At 74.0% G+C, this 23,678-nt stretch carries 20 protein-coding genes; 6 read left to right on the plus strand and 14 right to left on the minus strand.

All coding sequences use genetic code 11. From position 1 onward, the window contains the following. Window positions 1-11 precede the first annotated feature (11 nt). The 4 genes from rapZ to uvrA form a co-directional block, all read right to left on the minus strand. Window positions 12-896: an RNase adapter RapZ gene (rapZ, locus tag E8D37_RS01360; RefSeq protein ID WP_136567942.1), complete on the minus strand. Its 885-nt coding sequence runs from the start codon at window positions 894-896 to the stop codon at window positions 12-14. Next, window positions 893-2,944: an excinuclease ABC subunit UvrC gene (gene uvrC / locus E8D37_RS01365; protein WP_136567943.1), complete on the minus strand. Its 2,052-nt coding sequence runs from the start codon at window positions 2,942-2,944 to the stop codon at window positions 893-895. The genes rapZ and uvrC overlap by 4 nt, the downstream gene beginning before the upstream one ends. A gap of 98 nt (window positions 2,945-3,042) precedes the next feature. Continuing rightward, on the minus strand, window positions 3,043-3,525 hold the full coding sequence (locus E8D37_RS01370; protein WP_136567944.1) for a Rieske (2Fe-2S) protein: 483 nt from the start codon (window positions 3,523-3,525) through the stop codon (window positions 3,043-3,045). A gap of 147 nt (window positions 3,526-3,672) precedes the next feature. Then, the gene (gene uvrA / locus E8D37_RS01375; RefSeq protein ID WP_136567945.1) at window positions 3,673-6,708 is read right to left on the minus strand and encodes an excinuclease ABC subunit UvrA; all 3,036 of its coding nucleotides are present in this window, start codon (window positions 6,706-6,708) and stop codon (window positions 3,673-3,675) included. A gap of 179 nt (window positions 6,709-6,887) precedes the next feature. On the opposite strand from uvrA, the gene E8D37_RS01380 reads away from it, so the two are divergent. Then, a complete protein-coding gene (locus E8D37_RS01380; RefSeq protein ID WP_136567946.1) occupies window positions 6,888-7,562 on the plus strand; it encodes an MBL fold metallo-hydrolase in 675 nt (224 codons plus the stop codon). Window positions 7,563-7,593: 31 nt separating this feature from the next. Here E8D37_RS01380 and E8D37_RS01385 read toward each other — a convergent pair whose 3' ends face one another. Together E8D37_RS01385 and E8D37_RS01390 are read right to left on the minus strand one after the other, a co-directional pair. After that, window positions 7,594-8,436, minus strand: a complete 843-nt coding sequence (locus E8D37_RS01385; protein WP_136567947.1) for a hypothetical protein — start codon at window positions 8,434-8,436, stop codon at window positions 7,594-7,596. Between the two features lie 234 nt (window positions 8,437-8,670). After that, complete coding sequence (locus E8D37_RS01390) at window positions 8,671-9,060, minus strand: hypothetical protein (protein ID WP_136567948.1); 390 nt, start codon at window positions 9,058-9,060, stop codon at window positions 8,671-8,673. Between the two features lie 205 nt (window positions 9,061-9,265). Between E8D37_RS01390 and map the strand changes: the two genes are divergently transcribed. Next, window positions 9,266-10,033, plus strand: a complete 768-nt coding sequence (gene map, locus E8D37_RS01395; RefSeq protein WP_136567949.1) for a type I methionyl aminopeptidase — start codon at window positions 9,266-9,268, stop codon at window positions 10,031-10,033. Window positions 10,034-10,460: 427 nt separating this feature from the next. Here the strand turns inward: map and E8D37_RS01400 are convergent, their stop codons facing one another. From E8D37_RS01400 to E8D37_RS01410, 3 genes are all read right to left on the minus strand, one after another. Then, complete coding sequence (locus E8D37_RS01400) at window positions 10,461-11,720, minus strand: DUF480 domain-containing protein (RefSeq protein ID WP_136567950.1); 1,260 nt, start codon at window positions 11,718-11,720, stop codon at window positions 10,461-10,463. A 65-nt stretch (window positions 11,721-11,785) separates the two neighbouring features. Then, window positions 11,786-12,301 carry a 2'-5' RNA ligase family protein gene (locus E8D37_RS01405; protein WP_136567951.1) on the minus strand — a complete coding sequence of 172 codons (516 nt, stop codon included), beginning with the start codon at window positions 12,299-12,301 and terminating at the stop codon, window positions 11,786-11,788. Between the two features lie 54 nt (window positions 12,302-12,355). Then, window positions 12,356-13,864, minus strand: coding sequence for a cryptochrome/photolyase family protein (locus tag E8D37_RS01410; RefSeq protein WP_136567952.1), 1,509 nt, complete (start codon window positions 13,862-13,864; stop codon window positions 12,356-12,358). Window positions 13,865-13,972: 108 nt separating this feature from the next. Between E8D37_RS01410 and E8D37_RS01415 the strand changes: the two genes are divergently transcribed. After that, window positions 13,973-14,731: a dienelactone hydrolase family protein gene (locus E8D37_RS01415; RefSeq protein ID WP_136567953.1), complete on the plus strand. Its 759-nt coding sequence runs from the start codon at window positions 13,973-13,975 to the stop codon at window positions 14,729-14,731. A 24-nt stretch (window positions 14,732-14,755) separates the two neighbouring features. Here E8D37_RS01415 and E8D37_RS01420 read toward each other — a convergent pair whose 3' ends face one another. Further along, window positions 14,756-15,826, minus strand: coding sequence for a response regulator transcription factor (locus tag E8D37_RS01420; RefSeq protein WP_136567954.1), 1,071 nt, complete (start codon window positions 15,824-15,826; stop codon window positions 14,756-14,758). Between the two features lie 215 nt (window positions 15,827-16,041). Here E8D37_RS01420 and E8D37_RS01425 point away from each other — a divergent pair, with 215 nt between their 5' ends. After that, on the plus strand, window positions 16,042-16,452 hold the full coding sequence (locus E8D37_RS01425) for a response regulator (RefSeq protein ID WP_136567955.1): 411 nt from the start codon (window positions 16,042-16,044) through the stop codon (window positions 16,450-16,452). A gap of 97 nt (window positions 16,453-16,549) precedes the next feature. Then, window positions 16,550-19,006, plus strand: a complete 2,457-nt coding sequence (locus tag E8D37_RS01430; protein WP_168929562.1) for an ATP-binding protein — start codon at window positions 16,550-16,552, stop codon at window positions 19,004-19,006. 59 nt (window positions 19,007-19,065) lie between these two features. Here the strand turns inward: E8D37_RS01430 and E8D37_RS01435 are convergent, their stop codons facing one another. Then, the gene (locus tag E8D37_RS01435; protein ID WP_136567957.1) at window positions 19,066-19,431 is read right to left on the minus strand and encodes a response regulator; all 366 of its coding nucleotides are present in this window, start codon (window positions 19,429-19,431) and stop codon (window positions 19,066-19,068) included. Between the two features lie 192 nt (window positions 19,432-19,623). On the opposite strand from E8D37_RS01435, the gene E8D37_RS01440 reads away from it, so the two are divergent. Next, entirely contained in the window at window positions 19,624-20,331 is a 708-nt protein-coding gene (locus tag E8D37_RS01440) for a class I SAM-dependent methyltransferase (protein ID WP_240770113.1), read from the plus strand. Between the two features lie 17 nt (window positions 20,332-20,348). Here the strand turns inward: E8D37_RS01440 and E8D37_RS01445 are convergent, their stop codons facing one another. Genes E8D37_RS01445 through E8D37_RS01455 form a run of 3 tightly spaced genes read right to left on the minus strand, consistent with a single transcriptional unit; the run spans window position 20,349 to window position 23,564 of the window. Then, entirely contained in the window at window positions 20,349-21,446 is a 1,098-nt protein-coding gene (locus tag E8D37_RS01445; RefSeq protein WP_240770114.1) for a prenyltransferase, read from the minus strand. Beyond that, on the minus strand, window positions 21,443-22,162 hold the full coding sequence (locus tag E8D37_RS01450; RefSeq protein WP_136567958.1) for a methyltransferase domain-containing protein: 720 nt from the start codon (window positions 22,160-22,162) through the stop codon (window positions 21,443-21,445). Before E8D37_RS01450 ends, E8D37_RS01445 begins: the two co-directional genes overlap by 4 nt. Then, a complete protein-coding gene (locus tag E8D37_RS01455) occupies window positions 22,149-23,564 on the minus strand; it encodes a glycosyltransferase family 4 protein (protein ID WP_136567959.1) in 1,416 nt (471 codons plus the stop codon). The genes E8D37_RS01450 and E8D37_RS01455 overlap by 14 nt, the downstream gene beginning before the upstream one ends. Between the last annotated feature and the right edge of the window lie 114 nt (window positions 23,565-23,678).

A 23,678-nucleotide genomic window follows, 5' to 3' on the forward strand; every position in this document is an offset into this window, starting at 1 on the left:
GGCGGGCGCGCTCACTCGCGCCCCAGGTCACGGTGGGTGGCGGTGGCCTGGAACCCACGCTCGACGAGACGCCGGGTGATCTCCTCCGTCATCGCCACGCTGCGGTGCTTGCCCCCGGTGCAGCCGATCGCCACGCGCATGAACCGCTTGCCCTCGCGCAGGTACCCCTCCGCGACGCCCTCGAGGACGGGCAGGTAGCCGTCGAGGAACTCGGCGGCGCCGGGCTGGGAGAGGACGTAGTCGGAGACCTCCGGGTCCCGGCCGGTGCTCGGGCGCAGCTCTGGGATCCAGTGCGGGTTGGGCAGGAAGCGCATGTCGGCCAGGAAGTCGGCGTCCACGGGGATGCCGTACTTGAAGCCGAAGCTCACCACGCGGATGCGCAGGCGCGTCGCCTCGTCGGTACCGAACGCCTCCCGGATGCGCGCGGTGAGCTGGTGGACGTTGAGCGAGGTGGTGTCGATGACCAGGTCGGCGTCCCCGCGCAGGTCGGCGAGGACCCGGCGCTCGCGCTGGAGGCCGTCGAGCAGGCGTCCGCTGCCCTGCAGGGGGTGCGGACGGCGCACCGCCTCCTGCCGCCGCACGAGCACCTCGTCGCTGCACTCCAGGAAGACCAGGGAGGCGAGCCGTCCGTGGGCGCCCTCGGCCAGGTTCACCTGGAGGGAGTCGAAGAACGACCCCGAGCGGACGTCGACCACCACCGCGATCGGCTGGCTCGTCCCGCGGCTGGTGTCGACGAGGCGGACGACGTCACCCAGGAGGGACGGCGGCAGGTTGTCGACGACGTAGTACCCGAGGTCCTCGAGCTCCTTGGCCGCCGTGCTCCGCCCGGCCCCCGTCATGCCCGTCACCACGACGAGCCGACCGGGCTCGTGCCCGGTGTCCGCAGCGCTGCTCATGCTTCCTCGATCTCCCCGGTGGCGGTGTTGACGACCCAGCCGCTCCCGCCCTCGGCGGGCCCGTCCGCGGCCGTGGGGCCATTGTGTCCGTCGGTGCCGCCCGAGCCCTGCGCCGACCCGCCGGGCTCGACCGCCGCCTTGATCGCCTCCGCCGTGCGCGGACCGATGCCGGGCACCTGGGCGATCTCCTCCACCGTGGCCCCCCGCAGCTTCTTGAGCGAGCCGAAGTGCGCCAGGAGCGTCTTGCGTCGCACCTCGCCCAGGCCCGGCACGTCGTCCAGGGCGGACTCCACCATGGACTTCGAGCGCCGAGAGCGGTGGTGCGTGATGGCGAAGCGGTGGGCCTCGTCCCGGAGCCGCTGGAGCAGGTAGAGGCCCTCGGAGGTGCGCGGGAGGATCACCGGGTCCTCCTCGTTCGGCACCCAGACCTCCTCCAGCCGCTTCGCCAGGCCGCACACGGGGACGTCGTCGATGCCGAGCTCCTCGAGGGCAGCGCGGGCCGCCGCCACCTGCGGCGGGCCGCCGTCGACGACGACCAGGCCCGGCTGGTAGGCGAACTTGCGGGGCCGGCCGGTTTCCGGGTCCACGAGCATCGGCCCGTTCTCGCCGTCCCCGGGGCGGTACTCGCTGCGCGCCTGCTCGTCGAGGAGCCGGCGGAAGCGCCGGGTGATCACCTCGTGCATGGACGCCACGTCGTTCTGGCCGTCCACGCCCTTGATCACGAACCGGCGGTACTCCGACTTGCGCGCGAGGCCGTCCTCGAAGACGACCATGGAGGCGACCACCTCCGTGCCCTGCAGGTTGGAGATGTCGTAGCACTCGATGCGCAACGGGACGTCGTCGAGCTCCAACGCCTCCTGGATCTCCTCCAGCGCCCGGTTGCGGGTCGTGAGGTCGCTGGCGCGCTTGGTCTTGTGCAGCGCCAGCGACTGGGAGGCGTTCTTCTCCACCGTCTCCAGCAGCGTCCGCTTGTCGCCCCGCTGCGGGACCCGGACCTGCACCCTGGAGCCGCGCAGGTCGCCGAGGAGCTCCTCGAGGGTGGCCGTGTCCGTGGGCAGCGCGGGCACGAGGATCTCCTTGGGGATCGACTCCCCCGACTCCCCCGCGTACAGCTGGAGCAGGAAGGTCTCGACGAGGTCGGCCGTCTCCCCCGAGTCCATTCGGTCGGCGACCCACCCCCGCTGGCCGCGGATGCGTCCGCCGCGGACGTAGAACACCTGGACGGCGACCTCCAGGGGGTCCTCGGCGAGCGCCACCACGTCGGCGTCGGCGCCGTCCCCGAGCACCACCGCCTGCTTCTCCAGGGCGCGGTTGAGGGCGCCCAGGTCGTCGCGGAGACGGGCGGCCCGCTCGAAGTCGAGGTCGTCGGAGGCGGCGTACATCTCCTTCTCGACCCGGCGGACGAACGCCTGGGTGCGACCGCCCATGAAGTCGCAGAACTCGTCGACGATCACCCGGTGCTCGTCGGCGCTGACCTTCCCGACGCAAGGTGCCGAGCACTTGTCGATGTAGCCGAGCAGGCACGGCCGGCCGATCTGGGCCGAGCGCTTGAACACGCCGTTGCTGCACGAGCGCATCGGGAAGACGCGGAGCAGGATGTCGACGGTCTCGCGGATGGCCCAGGCGTGGCTGTACGGGCCGAAGTACCGCGTGCCCCGTCGCTTCGCACCGCGGCCGACCATCACCCGCGGGAACTCCTCGGAGACGGTCACCGCGAGCCAGGGGTAGGACTTGTCGTCGCGGTACTTGACGTTGAACCGCGGGTCGAACTCCTTGATCCAGGAGTACTCCAGCTGGAGCGCCTCGACCTCGGTGTTGACGACGGTCCACTCGACGCTGCGCGCGGTGGTGACCATCGTGGCCGTGCGCGGGTGCAGGTTCTGGATCGGCTGGAAGTAGTTCGAGAGCCGGGCCCGGAGGCTGTTGGCCTTCCCGACGTAGATGACTCGCCCGTGGCCGTCGCGGAAGCGGTAGACCCCCGGCTGCGTCGGGATCGTGCCGGGCTCGGGTCGGTAGGACAGGGGTCCGGTCGAGGGTCGTGCAGCCACCCGATCAGCCTACGAGGCGCCCCCGACAGCGACGCCCACCCCCGCGCGGCGGAGGTGGGCGTGGATGTCCCCGTGGCGCGCCGGGCGCGCCGGGAGGATCAGGCGATGGTGACCTCGCCGTCCTTGACCGTGATGTCGACGCTGTCGAGCGGGGACGGAGCGGGGCCCTCGAGGACGTCGCCGGTGCTCACGTCGAAGACGGAGCCGTGGCACGTGCACACGATGCCGTCGGCGCTGATCTGGCTCACCGGGCAGCCCTGGTGGGTGCAGATGGCCGAGAAGCCCTCGTACTGGCCCTTCGTCGGCTGCGTGACGACGACCCCGGCGTCGCTGTAGATGACGCCGCTGCCCACGGGGACGTCGGACGCCTTGCCCAGCACCTGGCCGGACTCGGCCGTGGACTCCGCCGAGGCGGACCCGCTGTCGTCGGAGGAGCAGGCGGCCAGCACCGGGACGGCGAGGCCGGCCACGGCCCCCAGGCCGATCGCCCGGCGGCGGGACAGGGCGCCGGGCGTCCCCGTCCTCGTGGCGTGCTCGGCACCGCAGCAGCAGGAGGCGGCGGGCGTGGTCTCGTCGGTCATGCGGTCCTCCGGGGCGGGACGGGCCGGCGGGTCAGCCGTGGGGCGGCTGCCTGTCAGCGGGTGGGGTCGAGGCGACCGTACAGGGGCAGGGGTGCCCGGACGCGCGTGTCGACCGGTCGGCACGCCCGCACCCGCGCCCCCACCGGCTCAGCTCGTCTTCTTGCGCGCCTTCGTGGCGGCCCGCTGGTTCGCGGCACGGCTGGCGACCTGCCGACGCGTCCCGCGCGTCGGGGCGGGGGCCTCGCTCGCGGGCAGCATCTTCCCGGGCTGCTTCGCCTCCTTGCCCTCCAGCAGCGGGGCCAGGAAGCGACCGGTGTGGCTCTCCGGCGTGGCCGCGACCTTCTCCGGGGTGCCCTCGACGACGACGGTCCCGCCGCCCGAGCCGCCCTCGGGGCCCATGTCGACGATCCAGTCCGCGGACTTGATGACGTCGAGGTTGTGCTCGATCACCAGCACGGTGTTGCCGTTGTCGACCAGGCGGCCGAGGACGAGCAGGAGCTTGCGGATGTCCTCGAAGTGGAGACCGGTCGTCGGCTCGTCCAGGACGTAGACGGTGCGGCCGGTCGAGCGCTTCTGCAGCTCGGCCGCCAGCTTCACGCGCTGCGCCTCGCCGCCCGAGAGCGTGGTGGCCGGCTGGCCGAGCCGGACGTAGCCCAGGCCGACCTCGACGAGCGTGGTGAGGTGTCGGCTGATCGCCGGGACGGCCTCGAAGAACTCGACCGCCTCCTCGATCGGCATGTCGAGCACCTCGGCGATGGTCTTGCCCTTGTAGTGCACCTCGAGCGTCTCGCGGTTGTAGCGCGCGCCGTGGCAGACCTCGCACGGGACGTAGACGTCCGGCAGGAAGTTCATCTCGATCTTCAACGTGCCGTCGCCGGAGCACGCCTCGCAGCGTCCGCCCTTGACGTTGAACGAGAACCGACCCTGGAGGTACCCGCGCATCTTCGCCTCCGGGGTGGCGGCGAAGAGCTTGCGGACGTGGTCGAACACGCCGGTGTAGGTGGCCGGGTTGGAGCGCGGTGTCCGCCCGATCGGCGACTGGTCGACGTGGATCACCTTGTCGACGTGCTCCAGGCCGGTGATCGCGCGGTGCCGGCCGGGGAGCGCCCGGGCGTTGTAGAGCTCCTTGGCGAGCGAGGTGTAGAGGATGTCGTTGACCAGCGTGGACTTGCCCGAGCCGGACACCCCGGTGACGGCGACGAAGAGGCCGAGCGGGAACGCGACGTCCACGTTCCGCAGGTTGTTCTCGCGCGCACCGAGGACGGCGAGCTCGCGACCCTTCGTGCGCGGCCGGCGGACCGCGGGGACGGGGATCTCCCGACGACCGGACAGGTACATGCCGGTGAGGGAGTCCGGGTGCGCGAGCAGCTCCTCGACCGTCCCGGAGTGGACGACCTGGCCGCCGTGCTCGCCCGCGCCCGGCCCGATGTCGACGACCCAGTCGGCCACCTTCATCGTGTCCTCGTCGTGCTCCACCACGATGAGGGTGTTGCCGAGGTCGCGCAGGCGCACCAGCGTCTCGATCAGCCGCGCGTTGTCGCGCTGGTGCAGGCCGATCGACGGCTCGTCGAGGACGTAGAGGACGCCGACGAGCCCGGCGCCGATCTGGGTGGCGAGCCGGATGCGCTGGGCCTCGCCGCCCGACAGCGAGCCCGAGGGCCGCGCCAGCGAGAGGTACTCCAGACCGACGTCCAGGAGGAACTGGAGACGCTCGTTGATCTCCTTGAGGACCCGCTCGCCGATCTGCCGCTCGCGGGACGTCATGTCGAGGTCGGAGAGGAACTCCGCAGCCTCGGTGATCGAGAGCGCGCAGACGTCGGCGATGCCGAGCTCGCGGCCGTCGCGGCCGGTCACCGTCACCGCGCGCACGGTGTCACGCAGCCGCGTGCCGTCGCACGTGGGGCACGGGACCTCGCGCATGAAGCCCTCGAAGCGCTCGCGGCTCGTGTCCGACTCCGCCTCGCGGTGCCGCCGCTCGATGTAGGAGCGCACGCCCTCGAACTGCGCGTCGTAGGCGCGCTGGCGGCCGTACCGGTTCCGGGTGACCACGTGGACCTTGGTCGAGTGCCCCTCGACGATGGAGCGCCGCGCCTTCGCGGGCATCTCCTCCCAGGGGGTGTTGAGGTCGAAGCCGAGCTCCTCGCCCAGGGCGCCCAGCAGCCGGAGGAAGTAGTCGGAGACGTGGGCGTGCGCCCAGGGCACGATGGCGCCCTCGCCGAGGGTGGCGGACGGGTTGGGGACCACGAGCTCGGGGTCCACCTCCATCCGCGTGCCGATGCCCGAGCAGGCGGGGCAGGCTCCGAAGGGGGCGTTGAAGGAGAAGGAGCGGGGCTCGAGCTCCTCGACGTCGATGGCGTGCTCGTTCGGGCACGCCATCTTCTCGCTGAACCGCAGCTCGCGGCCCGGGTCCTTCGCGTCCAGGTCGACGAAGTCGAGGACGACGAGGCCGTCGGCCAGCCGCAGGGCGGTCTCGACCGAGTCGGTGAGGCGCCGCTTGGAGGACTCCTTCACCGCGAGGCGGTCGATCACGACCTCGATGGTGTGCTTGAGCTTCTTGTCCAGCGTCGGCGGCGCGTCCAGCGTGTGGGTCTCGCCGTCCACCCGGACGCGGGAGTAGCCCTGCGTCTGGAGCTGGCTGAACATCTCCACGTACTCGCCCTTGCGGCCGCGGATCACGGGGGCGAGCACCTGGAAGCGGCGCCCCTCCTCGAGCGCGAGGACGCGGTCGACGATCTGCTGGGGCGTCTGCCGCTCGATGAGCGCGCCGCAGGTCGGGCAGTGGGGCCGGCCGGCACGGGCGTAGAGCAGGCGCAGGTAGTCGTAGACCTCGGTGATGGTGCCCACGGTCGAGCGCGGGTTGCGGGAGGTCGACTTCTGGTCGATCGAGACCGCGGGCGAGAGCCCCTCGATGAAGTCCACGTCCGGCTTGTCCATCTGGCCGAGGAACTGGCGGGCGTAGGCGGACAGCGACTCGACGTAGCGGCGCTGACCCTCGGCGAAGATGGTGTCGAAGGCGAGCGAGGACTTGCCGGAGCCGGAGAGCCCGCTGAAGACGATGAGCGAGTCCCGCGGGAGGTCGACCGAGACGTCCTTGAGGTTGTGCTCCCGGGCACCGCGGACGACCAGCTGGTCGGTCGGGGTGGTCGCGCGGGCGGCCTCGGGCTTCGGCGGGGTCTTCGCCACGGGGGTCCTCTCCAGGGGGACGGGCGGCGGCCGGCGTGGCCGTCGTTCGAACAGACGTTCCCCAGCCTACGGTGTCGTACCAGGGAGTCTCCAGCCTCTCACGCACCACCGACAGCCCGACCGGGTGAGACCGTGCCCACGGCCCGCCCGACCGCGGCCCCACACCACGAGGAGCAACGATGAGCGAGACGTACACCGGTCAGGTCAGGGTCGGCGGGGCGCCGGACACGCGCGAGGTCGGCGACCTGCGGATCACCAAGGTCGCGGTGGACGAGCGGATGTCGAACAACGCCTACCTGCTCACCTGCCTGAGCAGCGGTGACCAGGTGCTCGTCGACGCCGCCGCCGAGCCCGACACGCTGCTCGCGCTGCTCGACCCCGCGCGGCTGCGCACGGTCGTGACGACGCACCAGCACTGGGACCACCACCGCGCGCTCGCCGACGTCGTCGCGGCGACCTCCGCCGAGGTGGCCGTGGGTGACCCGGACGCCGACGCCGTGACCGAGCAGACGGGCGTCCCCGTCACCCGGCGCGTCCAGGACGGAGACGTCGTCCCGGTGGGGTCGTGCGGCCTCGAGGTCGTCCGCATCACCGGGCACACCCCCGGGGCCGTCGTCCTCGCCTTCACCGAGCCCGGTGGACGCGCCCACCTCTTCACCGGTGACTCGCTGTTCCCGGGCGGCCCCGGCAAGACGCCCGACGCGGAGGCCTTCGCCTCGATCATGGACGACCTGGAGCGCAAGGTCTTCGACCGGTTCGGCGACGACACGTGGTTCTACCCCGGCCACGGGGACGACTCGACGCTCGGCGCCGAGCGTCCGCAGCTCGCGGAGTGGCGGGCCCGGGGCTGGTGACCCCGGACCCGCACCACGCGGGTCAGGTGGGTCAGGCGGCCCGGCCCTCGCCCAGGCCGGGCTCCTCGCCCGGCTCGTCGTGGGACTGCATCTCCTCGACACCGCCCTGCGCCCACGGCTCCTCCAGGAACCCGAGCTCTGCCTCCAGCTCGGGGAAGGGCCAGGTGCCGGGGTCGCCGATCGGGGGGAGGCCCGCGGCGGGCGGACGCATGTCGGGGAGCTCCGGGCGGGCCAGCAGGTGCTCGTCCCCCAGCATCTCGCTCAGCGGCATCCCGTAGGCGGCGGCGACGTCGGCCGCCGACTCCGCGGGCGCGGGCACCGCGGCCGGCGCCGCCTGCTCGAGGACCAGGGCCTCACCGTCGAGGCCGGGGGCGTAGACGGTCGGCAGCGCGCCCATGGCCTGCGTCGGGGCGGCCGCGCGCCGGACCGGGGCGGTCGGGGCGGCCGGGCGACGGGAGTCGGCCTTCCGGGTGACCGGTGCGAGGCGCTCACCGGTGAGCGCGGCCCGCACGCGGAGGGCCGCCAGGTCGGGCAGGGTCCCGTCGGCCAGGTGACGGCGCAGCGTCGCCTCGTCCAGCCCGGCCCGGGCCACCGCGGTGAGGGCGTGCACGTCGTGGCGCTGGGCCCAGGCCCAGAGGGTCGCGGTGCCGACCCGGTGGGTGGCGTTGAGGACGAGGGCCACGTCGCCGTCGTCGAGGTCGTGGGCCCGCAGCAGGCGACCGAGGTCGGTCCTGGTGGCGGTCCCGGGCTGGCGGTTGAGGCGCGCCAGGCGCTTGTGCTCCTGCGAGTCCCGGCGCTCGGCGGCGCTGGCGGGTCGGGCGTCGCGAGCGACGTACCAGACGATCGTCCCGAGAAGGACGGCCATCACGATCATCCACATCATTCTTGTTACCTCCAGGGTCCCGGAGGCCCCGCTTCGGTCTGGGGGACCGAGAGAGGTCAGGTGCTTCCGGGGGGATGACGTCCCGGCCCGGCCGTGGGGGGGGCGGCCGTGTCCCTGTCGCGACGTCGCAGCAAGCATTACCCAGGGGGGTGTTGTCCTACACCTGGAGCGCGGGGATTCAGGCGTAGTCCATTCGAGTCATTCCGTACTTCCGTCAGGGCCCCCTCACCCCAGGGCGGACGTCTCGGGTCGACGCCGTCCCGCGGGCTCCCGACCGGCCGCCAGGAGGACCTCGGCCTCCAGCAGCATCTCGGCCGCGCTGAACCTGCCGTAGGACCACGAGCCCGGGTCGTGCACCTCGAGCACGCTCTCCGCTCGCCAGGCCCGGCCGACCGAGGACGCAGCGGAGGACACAGCGGAGGACGACGCGGACGGGGCTCCGGGGTGGACGGCGGTCGGGACCGCGCGCCGCGGAGCAGGCCGTCCCAGCGGCCGGGCGGGCAGCCCGGCGACCGCGCCGCTCGGGACGCGACTGGGCCGCACGAGCACCAGCACGAGCACCGCGGGCAGGGCGGCGAGGAGGACGCCGACGGGAAGGGCGAGGAGAGGGGACACCAGAGGCTCCGGATCTCACCGTCCCCCGACGCGGCGGGGGCTCGCGACTGGGGGGAGAGGACGGCGGGTCGTCCTCCTCAACGAGGGCGGCTCGTCGGCGTCACTGCCCAGGCGGCCACACGGCACGCAGGTCTGGACCGGCCGGCCCCGCCGGCGCGGCCTCCCGGCTGCGCAGGCGCCCTCGCTCCCCGCGTAGGCTCGCCGCGTGATCGAGCTGCGCACCCCCACCCAGGTCGAGCAGATGCGTCCCGCCGGACGCTTCGTGGCCGACGTCCTCACCGCCCTCGCCGACGCCGCGGACGTGGGCGTGAACCTGCTGGACCTGGACGCCCTGGCGCACCGCATGATCAAGGAGCGCGGCGCGGAGTCCTGCTACATCGACTACCACCCCAGCTTCGGCGGCTCGCCGTTCGGCAAGGTCCTGTGCACGTCGGTCAACGACGCGGTCCTGCACGGCCTCCCCCACGACTACGTCCTGGCCGACGGCGACCTCCTCTCCGTCGACTTCGCCGCCTCCGTGGACGGCTGGGTGTCGGACTCGGCGCTCAGCGTCGTCGTCGGGACTCCCCGCGAGGAGGACCTGCGGCTCATCGAGACCACCACCCGCGCCTTGGAGGCCGGTATCGCCGCCGCCCGCGTGGGCAACCGCCTCGGGGACATCTCCGCCGCCATCGCTGAGGTCGCGCGCGGTGCCGGCCTCACCATCAACACGCAGTTCGGCGGCCACGGTGTCGGCCGCACGATGCACGGCGACCCGCACGTGCCCAACGACGGCCGCGCGGGACGCGGGCTCAAGCTGGCCGAGGGCCTGGTCATCGCGATCGAGCCGTGGTTCCTGCACACCACCGACGAGATCTTCACCGACCCCGACGGCTGGACCCTGCGCTCCGCCGACGGTTCCCGCGGTGCCCACATGGAGCACACGGTCGCCATCACGGCCGACGGCCCGCTGGTGCTCACGGCCCGCGACTGAGCTCAGCGCGAGGGACCGGACGGGCCCCGGCGGGGCTCCGGAGCGCGGCACCAGGGACCTTCGTCCCGAGGTTGCACCGGCCGCCCACGGTCCGGTGGACAGCGTCTCGGGACCTTGAGCCCACACGTGCGTGACGTGGCACACACGTGCCCCTCCGGGTACTCCGAACAGGCTGTCGAGGGCCTACCGTTACGCCATGACGACCACCGAGAACCAGACGCCGCAGGACAAGAAGATCGCCGCCCCGGTCTCGACCGGCATGGTGGCCAATCCCCGCCGCACCCGCCTCTGACCCCGTCGGGACCCCCAAGTCCGACGGAGCAGACCCAGGCCCGCACCCCTTCGGGGGCGCGGGCCTGAGTCATTCCAGGCTCGGGCGTTCCAAGCCGGGTCGTACCCGACTGGGTCGTTCCCGGCCGGTCCCGGCTCAGGCGCGCCGGGCGACGACGACGAGCCGGTCGGTCCGCTCGCCGTCCTCCGGCCTGGCGCCCCGCACGTACCACTCGACGTCCACGAGGCCCGCGGCCCGCACGTGCTCGACCAGGACCTCCGGCTGCGTCGGCACCAGCGCCAGGCCCGTGACGTCGTGGCCCAGCCACTCCCCCACCCGGCGCACCTCGTGCCCGCTGAAGGTGCCGACCACGAGCAGCCCACCCGGGGCGAGCGGACGGGCCAGGGCCGCCACGGCGTCCCCGAGCTCGGCCGGCGAGAGGTGGTGGAGGCTGAACCAGGCCACCACGGCACCCCAGCCCTCCGCCGCCTCCGGGCGCATGAGCCGGCGCAGGTCGCCCAGGTCGTAGCGCAGCTCCGGGTAGCGGGCGCGCGCCTCCTCCACCATCCCGGGGCTGACGTCCAGCCCGCGCGCGTCGGCACCCATGGCCGCGAGGTACGCCGTCGTGTGGCCCGGCCCGCTGCCCACCTCCACCACGGGCAGGCCGAGCTCGGCCGCGTGCTCCGCGGCCCGCCACAGCACCCAGCGCTCGAAGGGCAGGCCGTGGCCCTCCAGCTCGGCGCAGAACTGCTCCGCGTAGGCCGGCGCGAGCGCGTCGTAGACCTCCCGCACGAGCGCGTCCCGCGCCTCGCGCCCGTCCTCGGCCCCCGCGTCCGCGGCGAGCGGCACGGGGCCCTCGGCGCCGGCCGCGGGCGACGCGGGCCCCAGCAGGTGCATCCACCGGTGGTCCCGATCGCCAGGACGCTTGTCGAGGCGCCGGACGAGGGGCCGCTCCCGCCCGGCCAGCACCTCCAGGGCGGCCTCGGCGTCGTCGCGGTCCGTGAACCGGTGCAGCCGTTCCGTGCGGGTGCGCAGCTCACCGGGTGACTGCGCACCGCGGAGGAGGAGCACGGTGAGCAGGGCGCGGCCCGGTTCGTCGAGCCCCAGGACCTCGTCGAGGGCCTGGTGGTACTTCAGGGTGCGTCGTCCGGAGTCGGACCACACGATCCGGAGGAGGCCGTCGTCCTTGAGGGCGCGCGCTGTCTGCTCCACGGTGCGCTCGTCGAGGTCCGTCACGGGCTCCCGCGAGCTCGTCTGGTTGCACGCGGTGCGCAGCGCGCTGAGCGTGAGCGGGTACGAGCCCGGGACCGTCACCTGCTTCTCCAGCAGGGCCCCGAGGACCCGCTGCTCGTCGGCGGAGAGCGGACGGCCCAGCGGGTGGTCGTCGTCCTGCGTGGCGTGGCTGACCTGCGACATGACGCCAGCCTAGAGAGCGGCTCCCCGGCCTGCGCCCGCCCGGTCCGCACCCGGCCGCTCAGCGGTCAGAGCGCGCGCACGTGACCCCGGTCCGGGTCCCAGTGCCGGACGCCGGTCACCAGCACCTCCTCGAGCGCTCCGGAGGCGGCGTCGACCTCGGCCAGGACGGCGACCGCATCTGCCAGGCGTGCCGGGTCCAGGCCCCGCGCCAGGGTGAGGTGCGGCAGCCACCCCGCCCGCAGCCGCTCCGGCACCTGCACCCGCACGGCGAGGGCGCGACGCACCACGTCGTCGTCGAGGACGACGGGCCGGGCCAGCGTCAGCCGCCGGCCACCCAGCACCAGCAGGCCGCTCACGCGCGCCGTGACCGGCAGCAGGGTCCGCAGGCGCGCGCGGGCGACGTCCAGCGCCGCGTCGTCGATCACGGGAGCCTCGACGAGGCTCACGTGGGGCGCGTTGGTCGGCGAGGCGTGGTCGGCCTGCGAGGGCAGCCCGGCCTCGCGCAGCGCCTCCCAGCGCCGGCGCACCGCCAGGTCGTCGGGGTCGTCCAGGACGAGCTCGAGGCTGTGGGGTCGACGCACCGTCCCAGCCTGCCACGCGCGTGCGGGCCACGACGCCGCGAGACCGGCCCGCGCTCAGCCCTCCAGCCAGCGGTGGGCGCGCCGGGTGAGGGCCGCCTTGCGCGCGGGGTCGAGCCGGTCGTAGCCCCGCGCGATCATCTGGCTGCGCGGGTTCCGCTCGAACACGGACCGGTGGTCGCGGACGAACGTCCAGTAGAGGGCGTCCCAGTCCTCGGTCCAGTCACCGGCGGGCAGGTCGCTCATCTTGCGCAGGTAGTTCGAGCCCGAGACGTAGGGCTTGGTGGTGATCGCCTCGCCGGCGGCGAACTGGCTCATGGCGTGGACGTTCGGCACCATCACCCAGTCGTAGGCGTCCACGAAGAGCTCCATGAACCACTCGTGGACGGCCTCGGGGTCGGTGCGCAGCAGGCACATCGCGTTGCCCAGCACCATGAGCCGCTCGATGTGGTGGGCGTAGCCGCTCTCCAGCACGCGGTCGATCACGAGGTCCACCGGGGGCAGTCCGGTCTCCGCCGTCCACCACCCCGGGGCCAGCGGTCGCGCGTGTGAGAGGTGGTTCCGGCTCCGCAGGCGCCGCCCCCAGAGGTGGTACGTGGCCCGCATGTACTCCCGCCAGCCGATGAGCTGACGGACGAACCCCTCCAGGCTGGGCAGCGGCACGTCGTCCTCCTGCCCCACCCGCAACGCCTCCGCGAGGACGTGGCGGGGGTCCAGCAGACCGATGTTGAGCCCCGGGGTCAGCAGCGAGTGGAAGACGGTGGGCTCGGTGGTGCTGATCGCGTCCTCGTACGGGCCGAACTGGGCGAAGCGCTCGACGAGGAAGCCGGCGAGCCCCGCCTCCGCGTCCTCGTGCGAGGTGGGCCAGGCGAAGGCGTCGGCCGCGGGCAGCCGACCCGGGTTGTCGGGGAAGGCCCGGCGGACCCAGTCCATCCCCTCCTCGACCTCCGGGTGCGGGGCGGGCAGGCGTGGCGCGGGCACCGGATGGCCACGCGGTAGCTTCTTGCGGTTGTCCTCGTCGAAGGACCACCTGCCGCCCTCCGGCTCGCCGTCCCCGGTGAGCAGGACGCCCAGGCGTCGGCGCTGCCAGGCGTAGAAGTGCTGCATCCGCGCGGCCCTGCCCCGCGGGCCCGCCGTCCCGCCCAGCTGGTCCGCCAGCTCGCGCCGCGTCGTCAGGAACCCCGGGCTCTCCAGCACGTCCTCGGGGCGCAGCTCGTACCCGGCGTCCCCGAGGGCCGCCGTGAGGTCGCGCGAGAGCCAGTCGTCGACCACGTCGAAGACGGAGACGGACGCGGGGGCCAGGTCCGCCACGACGCGCGCGAGTGCCCGGCGGCTCGTGGTCCGGCCGTCCGTCTCGACGTGCACCACGTCGATCCCCGCCTCGCGCAGCCGCGTCGCGAAGCGCCGCATCGACGCCCGGTGCAGCACGAGCTTCTGGACGTGGAAGCGGTAGTGGCGGAAGAGCAGGTCGTGCTCGAGCAGGACGACGGTGGTGCCGTCCGGGACGTCCAGGTGCTCGGCGAACAGCTGGTGCGGCAGGACGAGTCGCAGGTGACGCTCGGGCATGACCCGGACGCTAGGGGCGGCCGGGACCGGTCCAGCACACCCCGCGGCCATCCCGATGGTCTCGCCTTCCGAGGGCCGTGGGGCACCGCCGACCGCTAGCGTCCGGCCATGGACCTCTCGCCTGCCACCCTTCCGTCCCTGCCCGGGTGGGAGCCCGGCGTCCACGTGCACGACAGGGTGTCGCACCCCGTGCACCGCCGCGGCACCGGACCCGGCGTCGTGGTCGTGCACGAGATCCCGGGGCCGACCCCGGCGGTGGTCGCCTTCGCCGAGGAGGTCGTCGAGGCCGGCTTCACCGTGGTGCTCCCCCACCTCTTCGGCGAGCTCGGCCGCGCGCCGAGCCCGGGATACGTGGCCGGCAGCCTCGCGCGGGTCTGCGTGAGCCGCGAGATGACCGCCTTCGCCACCGGGGTCACCACGCCGGTCGCCGACTGGTTGCGCTCCCTGGCACGGGACCTCCACGCCGAGGTCGGCGGACCCGGCGTCGGGGCGCTCGGCATGTGCTTCACCGGCGGCTTCGCGCTGGCGATGATGGTCGACGAGTCCGTGACCGCCCCGGTGCTCTGCCAGCCGTCCGCGCCGTTCCCCGTCGGCCGACGCCGGGCCGCGGACCTGAACCTCTCCCCCGACGACCTGGAGCGCGTCGTCGCGCGGGTCGACGCGGGGTGCCCGGTCCTGGGCGTCCGCTACCGCAGCGACCCCGCCGTGGGGACGCGCTTCGACACGCTGCGCGAGCGACTCGGGGACGGGTTCCGCGCGGTGGAGCTGGAGGGACGCGGGCACTCCACCGTCACCGAGCAGCGCTCGCAGACCGCCGTCGACGAGGTCCTGCGGTTCCTGCGGGAACGGCTGCACCCGGCGGACTGAGCCCGCCGCGGTCGCGGCGCCCGGTCAGTCCCCGGAGGCGGGCGGGAGCTCGGGCAGGACGTCGTCGGTGATGGGCATCTCCTCGTCCTGCTCGTCCTCGGACGCCTCGATCTGGTTGCTGGCGATCCGCTCGAGCTCGACGACGAGCCCGCTCACGCGGGCCAGGGCGGCGTCGAACCGCTCCAGGGGCGGCGAGAGCTCCCGGGACGCGTCGTCGCCGGCCCGTTCGGCCCGCGACCGCACGACGTGCAGGGCCAGCCGCAGTGCCGTGAGGGCGTTGTTGAGCTCGTGGGTGACCTCCTCGGAGACCCTGGAGCGTCCGACCTCTGCGTCGGAGCCCGGCGTCATCGTCCCGAACCCGTCCTCGGGGGCCGTCGGAGCAGCCGGGAGCTCGGGGGCCGTGCCCTCGACGGCGATCCACCGGTAGCCCGCGCCGGACTCGGTGGCCACGAAGATGGGCGAGGTCGCGTCGTCGCCGATCTTCGCGCGCAGGCTGCGCAGGTGCGCGCGCAGCGCGGCGCGGGTCTCGTCGCCGTGCCCGGCGTCCCACACCGTGTGCAGCAGCCAGCGGTGCGTGAGGAGCTTGCCCGGGTTGGTCACCAGCGCCTCCAGGAGGCGCCACTCGGTCGGGGTGAGGTGCAGCGCCTCGCCCTCGCGGCTCACCGCGCGGCTGGCCAGGTCGACCTCGAGGGAGCCGAACTGGCGGCTGCGCTGGAGCTCGTCGTCACCGCTCGTCTGGGTGCGACGCAGCAGGGCCCGGAGCCGCGCGACAAGCTCGTCCAGCCCGAACGGCTTCTGGAGGAAGTCGTCGGCCCCGGCCTCGAGGACGGCGACGCGGCGCGCCTGGTCGCTCACGCCGGAGAGGATCAGCACGGGCACCGAGCTCCAGGTGCGCAGCGTGCGGACCAACGTCAGCCCGTCGGTGTCGGGGAGCCACAGGTCGAGGACCACGACCTCCGGGGCCGCGGTGGCCAGGGTCTCGAAGCCCTCGCGGCCGTCGGCCGCGAGCAGGACCTCGAACCCGGCACGGGCCAGGGCGCTGCGGAGGGCCAGGCGGACCTGGGGCTCGTCGTCGATGACCAGAACACGCGTCATGCATCCACTCTAGGGGTTGCGCCCCGCTGCGCGCCGTGCCGCGCCGTCCTCGCGGGGCCACGGACGTTCACAGCGTCTTCACGCGGGCCCGAGCGCACCCCTGGTGGCCTTCACGTCAGGTGGGCGAACATGGGACTGCGTGGACCCCCGGCCGCGCAGCACCGAGGACGGCGGTGGCCCGTGGCGCCGTGTCCTCCCTCCAGGAGGCGGTAGGAATGGCCAGCATCCTCGTCGCCGACGACGACGAGGACCTCTGCGCGCTCGTGTCGCTGGTGCTCTCCGAACGGGGACACCGGGTCCGCACGGTCCCCGACGGGCTCGCGGCCGTGGACGCGCTCAGGTCCACCCCGTTCGACCTCGTCGTCCTGGACGTCGCGATGCCCGGCCTGGATGCCTTCGGCGTGCTGCAGTCGCTGGAGGTGGACCCCCAGGTCGGGACGCCCCGCGTCGCCCTCCTCACCGCGCACCACGGACGCGCCGTCCGCCGACGCGCCGAGCGCTTCGGCGTCCCGGTCCTGGCGAAGCCCTTCGACGTCGACCTGCTCGCCGACGAGCTGGACAGTCTCCTCGCACGACCGGCGGGCGTCCCCCTCGAGGCACCGGGCGTGCCGGATGCCGACGACTGATCCGCGGGCCGGGGTCGACGGCGCTGCGGCCGGTCCCCCTGACACGCCGTCGGCGAACGCGCGTGCCAGCGAGCCCGCAGCCCTCCATGATGTCCCTGTGGCTCCCCTCCCCCCAGGCTCCGACCGCGGCCCCGTGCACCCGCCCGCCCAGGACGGCGCGCCGCGGCTCCCGCTCACGGGCGTCCTCGCCCTCCTGGCGGTGCAGCTGCTCCTGAGCGTGGCCTCCGTGGCGTTCACGTCGACCGGGAGCTCGGTGTCGGCCTGGTGGCCGGCCAGCGGCGTGGCCGCCGGCCTCCTCCTCCTCTCGCCCCGCCGACGCTGGCCGGCGCTCCTGGTGGCCGTCGGCCTGGTCGCCTCGGTCGCGGGCTACCTCGGGGACCGGCCGACGGCGGTCGTCCTCGTCTCGTTCCCCGTGCAGGCGATCGAGGCCCTCGTCTTCGTCCTGGCCCTGGGCGCCGCCCGCCGACGTCCCGGCCTCGAGAGCTTCGAGGACCTCGCGCGTCTCCTCCTCGCCTCCTTGGCCGGCGCGTTCGTCACCGCCGTCCTGGGGGGCCTCGTCATCGGGGCCGTCAACGGGGACAGCAGCATCGGCACCGTCGCCGGGCGCACCCTGCTCGCCACCCACGGAGCCGCGCTGCTGGTGGTGACGCCCCTGTTCCTCCGGCTCCCGGCGAGCAGCCCGACCCCGGCGGTGTGGATCTGGCGTCCGCTCCAGGTCCTCAGCGCCCTCGTCTCGACCCTCGTGTTCCTCCCCGGCCAGAGCCTTCCGCTTGCCTTCCTGCCGGTGCCGTTCGTCGTGTGGGGCGCAGTGCTGCTCCCGATGCGGTGGCTCGTGGCCGAGGTGCTCGCCATGAGCGTGCTCGTCACGCTGTTCACCGGGGAGGGTGGCGGCCCCTTCTCCGCGAGCCCCGTCCACGACGCCGGCGCTCGGGACGCGCTCGTCCAGCTCTTCCTGGTCACCCTGACGCTCGCGTCGCTGCCGCTCGCGCTCGCGATGGCCCACCGGCGAGAGGCGGTCGAGGCCGCCCTCAGCAGCCGGGAGACCTACCGGCGCGGCATCGCCGAGTCGCTGATCGGCATGATGCTGCTCCGCCCCACGACCGACGGCCTGGTGATCATCGAGGCCAACGGCCCCTCTGCGCGCCTGCTGGGCAGCACCCGCGACGACCTGCTCGGCAGGGTCTGGACCGCGGGGCTCGGCTCCCACCTGGGCACGGTCGGCGAGGCCGTCCACGACATGCTCGACAACCGCCGGAGCTCCTGGGACCACGAGCTCTGGCTGGAGACCACTCCGCCCCGCTGCGTCCGCCTGGCCCTGTCCCCGCTCCGCGACACCGACGAGGGCTCCCTCGTCGTCGCCCAGCTGGTCGACCTGACGGACGAGCGGACGGCCCAGCGCGAGCTGAGCGACGAGCGCGAGTTCACCGCCGCGCTGCTGCGTGGCACGACCGAGATCGGCATCCTCGGCACGGACGGGGCCGGCCTGCTGACCTACGTGAACACCGGCGCGGAGCGCATGCTCGGCGCCGCCGGCGCCGAGCTCCTGGGCCGCCCCCTGGACTCGCTGCACCCCGCCGAGGAGATCCGCGCCGCGCGGGCAGAGCTGACCCCCCGACCCGACGAGCCCGGCGTGGTGCTGCTCAACGCCGCGCGGACGGCACGCCCGGACCGACGCGACTGGACCTGGGTCCGGCCCGACGGCACCACCTTCACCGTCGCCCTGCGCACCAGCGCCCTGACCGCCGTCGACGGACGGCCGCTCGGCTTCCTCCTCGTCGCCGACGACGTCACCGAGCGCCGGCAGCGCGAGGCGTCGCTGCGGGCGGCCCTGGCCCACGAGCAGGCGGCCGTGGAGCGCCTGGAGGAGATCGACCGGAGCAAGAACGAGTTCGTCTCCTCGGTGAGCCACGAGCTGCGCACGCCCATGACCAGCGTGCTGGGCTTCACCCAGCTGCTCTCGTCGGGCCACCTCGGGCCGCTCACCGATCGCCAGAAGGAGTCCTTGGGGCGGATCGACCGGAGCGGACGCCGTCTGCTCGGCCTGATCGAGAACATCCTCACGCTGTCGCGGCTGGAGTCGCGGCGCGACGACCTCGAGCTCGCCACCACCGACCTGCGCGACGTCGTCCGGGCGGCGTGCGAGGAGGCCGAGGAGTCCCTGCGGGGCCGCTCGCTGAGCCTCGACGTCCACCTGCCTCCGACGCCCGTGCCCGCGCTCGTGGACGCGGAGCAGCTCGAGCGCGCCGTGCTCAACCTGCTGACGAACGCCGTGAAGTTCACCCCCGACGGCGGCACCGTCACGGTCGAGGTCCTGCGGGACGCCGACACCGACCGGATCAGGGTGCGGGACACGGGCATCGGCATCACGCCCGAGGACCAGGCACGGCTGTTCGAGCGGTTCTTCCGCAGCGAGGGCGCCATCGAGGCGACCGTGCCCGGCACCGGCCTCGGGCTGTCGATCGTCGAGACGATCATGGCGGCCCACGACGGCAGCGTCACCGTCTCGTCCGCACCCGAGCAGGGCTCGACGTTCGAACTGGTGCTGCCGCGCTGAGCCGGGGCGAGCCCCGCTGAACCCCGGCGACCGGCGGGACCGGGGGCCGGGGAACCGCTCTAGGAGAGCAGCTTCTCCACGCGGTTGAGCAGCTCGACGATGTCGAAGGGCTTCACGAGGTAGTCGGACGCGCCGGCGGCCATGCCGCGGCGCTGGTCCTCCTCGCGGGCCTTCGCGGTGAGCATCAGGACCGGGAGGGCCTCCGTGGCCGGCTCGGCACGCAGCCGACGACAGGCCTCGACGCCGTCGACGCCACCCGGCAGGGAGACGTCCAGGACCACCAGGCCCGGACCGTGCTCGGCGACCAGGCCGAGACCCACCTCCGCCTCGGTCGCCATGTGCACCGTGTGCCCGGCGTCCTCCAGCAGCAACCGGAGCAGCTGGTGCACGTCGGGGTCGTCCTCCACTGCCACGATGACCGCCATGTGTCCACCCTAGGGCCTCGTCGCGCCGATGGCACGGAACCCCTCGGGTCCATCGCGACCTGGGACTGCACCGGGGATCCTCATCAGGTCTTCACACCGTCGGCCTCCGCGCCACGTGGACCTTCCGCAGGACGCCCGTGCACCGACCAGACCGGCGGGCTCGTCGTCCCCGGGTGAACCTAGGGTGAGCCCGTGCTGCTGCCGGACCCCGCCACCGCCCCGCCGTGCGACCCCGCGCTCCTCGCCGCCTCCCGCGCGGCCGACGGCTTCATGCCGGACGACGAGGGCGAGTCCCTGCGCCGCTGGGCCTGGGCGGTCCTCTCGGCCTCGACCGCGCCCGCCCTCGAGATCGGCACCTACTGCGGGAAGTCGGCGATCCTGCTGGGGGACGCGGCGCGATCCGCGTCCGCGGCGCACCCCGTCGGCGAGGAGCCGGTGGTCCTCACGGTCGACCACCACCGGGGCTCGGAGGAGAACCAGGCCGGCTGGGAGCACCACGACCCGACGCTGGTCGTGCCCGGCACGGGCCTGATGGACACGCTCCCCCGCTTCCGGGCGACCCTGGCGCCCACGGGGCTGGAGGACGTCGTCGTCGCCGTCATCGGCCGCTCACGCACCGTCGCCCGGCACTGGCGGACGCCCCTGTCCCTGGTGTTCGTGGACGGCGGCCACGCGGAGGAGCACGCGCAGGCCGACTACAGCGGCTGGGCCCACCACCTCGTGGCGGGCGGGCTGCTCGCCATCCACGACGTCTTCCCCGACCCGGCCGACGGTGGGCAGGCCCCCTGGCACGTGCACCAGCGGGCGCTCGCCTCCGGGGCGTTCGCCGAGGTCGCTCATGTGGGGTCGCTGCGCGTCCTGCGCCGGGTGGGTGGGGACGCCGGCGAGCCGGTGGGCTGAGGCCCATCGGCTGTCCGTCAGCCGGCGTCGGGGCAGCCGCAGCGCAGATCGCGCTCCGGCGGGTGCGGCACCAGCGTCTCGCCCCGCATGATCCCGGAGCCCGGCGTCGCCGACCCCAGGGTCGCCCCCAGTGCGTCCACGGCCAGGACCACGGCCGCGGCCGTGTAGGTGGTGCGCTCCTGGGGCCAGATCACGTCGTCGCCGTAGACCCAGCCCGTCCAGTAGCCGCCGTCGTCCGCGCGCAGGTGCTGGACGTCGGCCAGCAGCCGTCGGGCGTCCTCCACCCGGCCCACGGCGTCCAGCGCCATGACGAGCTCCGAGGTCTCGGCACCCGTGACCCACGGGTTGGTGTCCACGCAGCGGATGCCGAGGCCCGGCCGCACGAAGTCCTCCCACCGCGTGCCCAGGAGTGCGAGGGCCTCCTCGCCGCGCACGGCCCCGCCCAGGACCGGGTAGTACCAGTCCATCGAGTAGCGGGACTTGTCCAGGAAGGCGGACCGGTGCCGGCGCAGCGCGTGCCGCAGCCGCCCCGCGGCCAGCTCCCACGCAGGCCGGCTCTCCCCCACCAGCCCCGCCAGCGACAGCCCGGCCCGCAGCGACTGGTAGACCGACGACGAGCCGGCGAGCAGGGCACCCCGTTCGCTCGGCGTCCAGGTGAGGCCCCCGAAGTCCTCCTGCTGGGCGCACACCCAGGTCAGCGCGGCGTCCACCACGGGCCAGTAGCGCTCCACGAAGGCCTGCTCGCGCCGGAGGAGCCAGTGGTGCCACACCCCGACCGCGAGGTACGCGGAGACGTTCACCTCGCCGCGCTCGTCGGTCACCTCCCCCCGCTCGATGCGCAGCGGGAAGGAGCCGTCGGCGCGCTGCCACCGCGGCACCCACGCGTAGGCGGCCTCGGCCTCGGCCACGCGCCCGCCCACCAGGAGGGCCATCGCCGCCTCCACGTGGTTCCACACGTCCGCGTGCTGACCGGTGGTGAACGGGACGGCGCCGTCGGGCTCCTGCATGCCGGCGATGGAGGCCGCCGTCAGCGCGACGTCCTCGGCCTCCAGCAGGCCCGGGACCGCCGGCACGACGGTCCCGGTGGGCAGCCCGGTGGGCAGATCGGCGCTCACGGCACCTCGGGCTTGCGCAGGTAGAGGACGAGGCTCTTGCCGATGAGGGGGTCCAGGACGCGGCCGGCCCACCGCAGGACCCGCGGCTGCGAGGTGATCTCCCAGACCAGCAGCCGGTGGTACGCCTTGACCAGCGGGTGGTCGGCGTCGTCCACGCCCACGGCGCACTTCAGCCACCAGTACGGGCTGTGCAGGCCGTGCGCGTAACCGGTGCCCTCGTGCGTGAGGCCGGCCGAGGTCAGCTTCGAGACGAGCTCAGCGTCCGTGTAGATCCGGATGTGGCCGCCCTCGACGGTGTGGTACTCCTCCGAGAGGCGCCAGTTGATGATCTCGGGGAACCACCGCGGGACCGACACGGCGACCGTGCCGCCGGGCCGCACGACGCGGACGAGCTCCTGGATCGCCTGGATGTCGGCCGGGACGTGCTCGAGGATCTCCGCCGCGATGACGCGGTCGAACTCCCCGTCCTCGAAGGGCAGAGCCAGCGCGTCGCCGAGGACGACGGCGGCCCGGGCGTCCTCCGGCACCTCGCCCTCGAGCCGCATCGCGCCGAAGAGGTCGTCGACGCCGCGCAGCTCCTCGGCGTCCTGGTCCAGGGCGACGACGTCCGCGCCGCGTCGGTAGGCCTCGAACGCGTGTCGGCCGGCCCCCGCCCCGAGGTCGAGCACCCGGTCGCCGGGCACGAGCCCGAGGCGGTCGAAGTCAACGGTGAGCACGGTCATCCTCCTGGGGGACGGGGACAGGGGCGGCGGTGTCGTGGGGAGCCTGGGGGACGGTGGCGGCTGCGGGGGTGGGGCGCGGGGATCGCCCCGGCTCCGGCCGGAGGGCCCGGCCGACGGTGAGCCGGGTGGGCACCAGCGGACGAGCGCGGACGTGGGCCGGGCGGGCTCCTGCTCGCCACCGCTCGACCGCCTCGGCGTGGACGGCGGCGGTGGCACGAGCCACCGCGCCCCAGCCGTAGCGCTCCTCGGCGCGTCGGCGGCCGGCGGCCCCCATGCGGGCGGCACGGCCTGGGTCGTCCAGGAGGGCGCCGAGGGCCCGGGCGAGGGCGTGATGGTCCCGCGGCGGGACGAGGTCGGCACACTCGCCAGGCTCGCCGACCACCTCGGGAATGGCCCCCGCGTCGGAGACCACCAGGGGGGTCGCGCAGGCCATCAGCTCGGCGGTCGGGAGCGAGAACCCCTCGTACCAGGACGGCACGCACCCGACGGCTGCCGAGCCCATCAGGGCGACCAGGTCGTCGTCGGACAACCCGTGGACGAACCGGACGACGTCGTGCAGGCCGAGCCGGTCCACCAGCCGCTCCGTGGGTCCGCCGGGCCTGGGACGGCAGACCAGGACCAGGTCCAGGCGTCTCCCCTCCGCCCGGAGCAGCGCTGCCGCCTCGAGGAGCGTCGCCACGCCCTTCATCGGTGCGTCGGCGCTCGCGAGGGCCACGACACGGTCGGGCACACGGTCCGTCGTCGGGGGCCGGAAGCGCTCCTCGACCCCGAGCGGCACCACCCGCACGCGGCCCGGCTCCACGCGGAAGTCCCGGACGACGTCGGCGGCGGCCGACTCCGACGGGCACAGCAGCACCTCGGACCGGCGCGCCACGACGCCCTGCATGCCCACGAAGCCGTACCAGCGGCGCAGGCTCCAGCGGCGGGAGCCCGACGCGGCCTCCACCTCGACCCGTCGGTCGACCGTGATGGGGTGGTGCACGGTGGTGACGACCGGCAGGAACGAGGCCACGTCGAGCAGTCCGGGGCCGAGCGTCTGGTTGTCGTGGACGACGTCGAACTCGTCCCGGCGCTCCGCCAGCGCCCGAGCGACGCGCAGGGAGAAGGTCCGCGGCTCCGGGAAGCCGCCGGCGCGCATGGTGAGCACCTCCTCGACGTCCACGAAGTCCCGGAGCTCGCTCAGCGCGGGCGTGCGGAAGGGGTCGGGCTCGCGGTAGAGGTCCAGACTCGGGATCCGGGTGAGCGCTACGCCGTCGTCGAGGACCGGGTACGGCGGACCGGAGAACACCTCGACGCTGTGGCCCTGCGCCACCAGCGCACGGGAGAGATGGCGGACGTAGATCCCCTGCCCACCCCCGTGCGGGAGGGAGCGGTAGGACGTCAGCGCGATGCGCACCGGCGCTCCTCTCCCTCGTGAGGCTCCTGGGGTGGGTCGGGTGGCGGCGCCGTCCGTCGCCTCGTCGTCGCCTCAGCGGCGACCCTACTCATGGGTAGACACCCGTGCCACGGC

It is taken from the genome of Nocardioides sp. GY 10127 (assembly GCF_004919085.1).
GTDB lineage: Bacteria > Actinomycetota > Actinomycetes > Propionibacteriales > Nocardioidaceae > Nocardioides.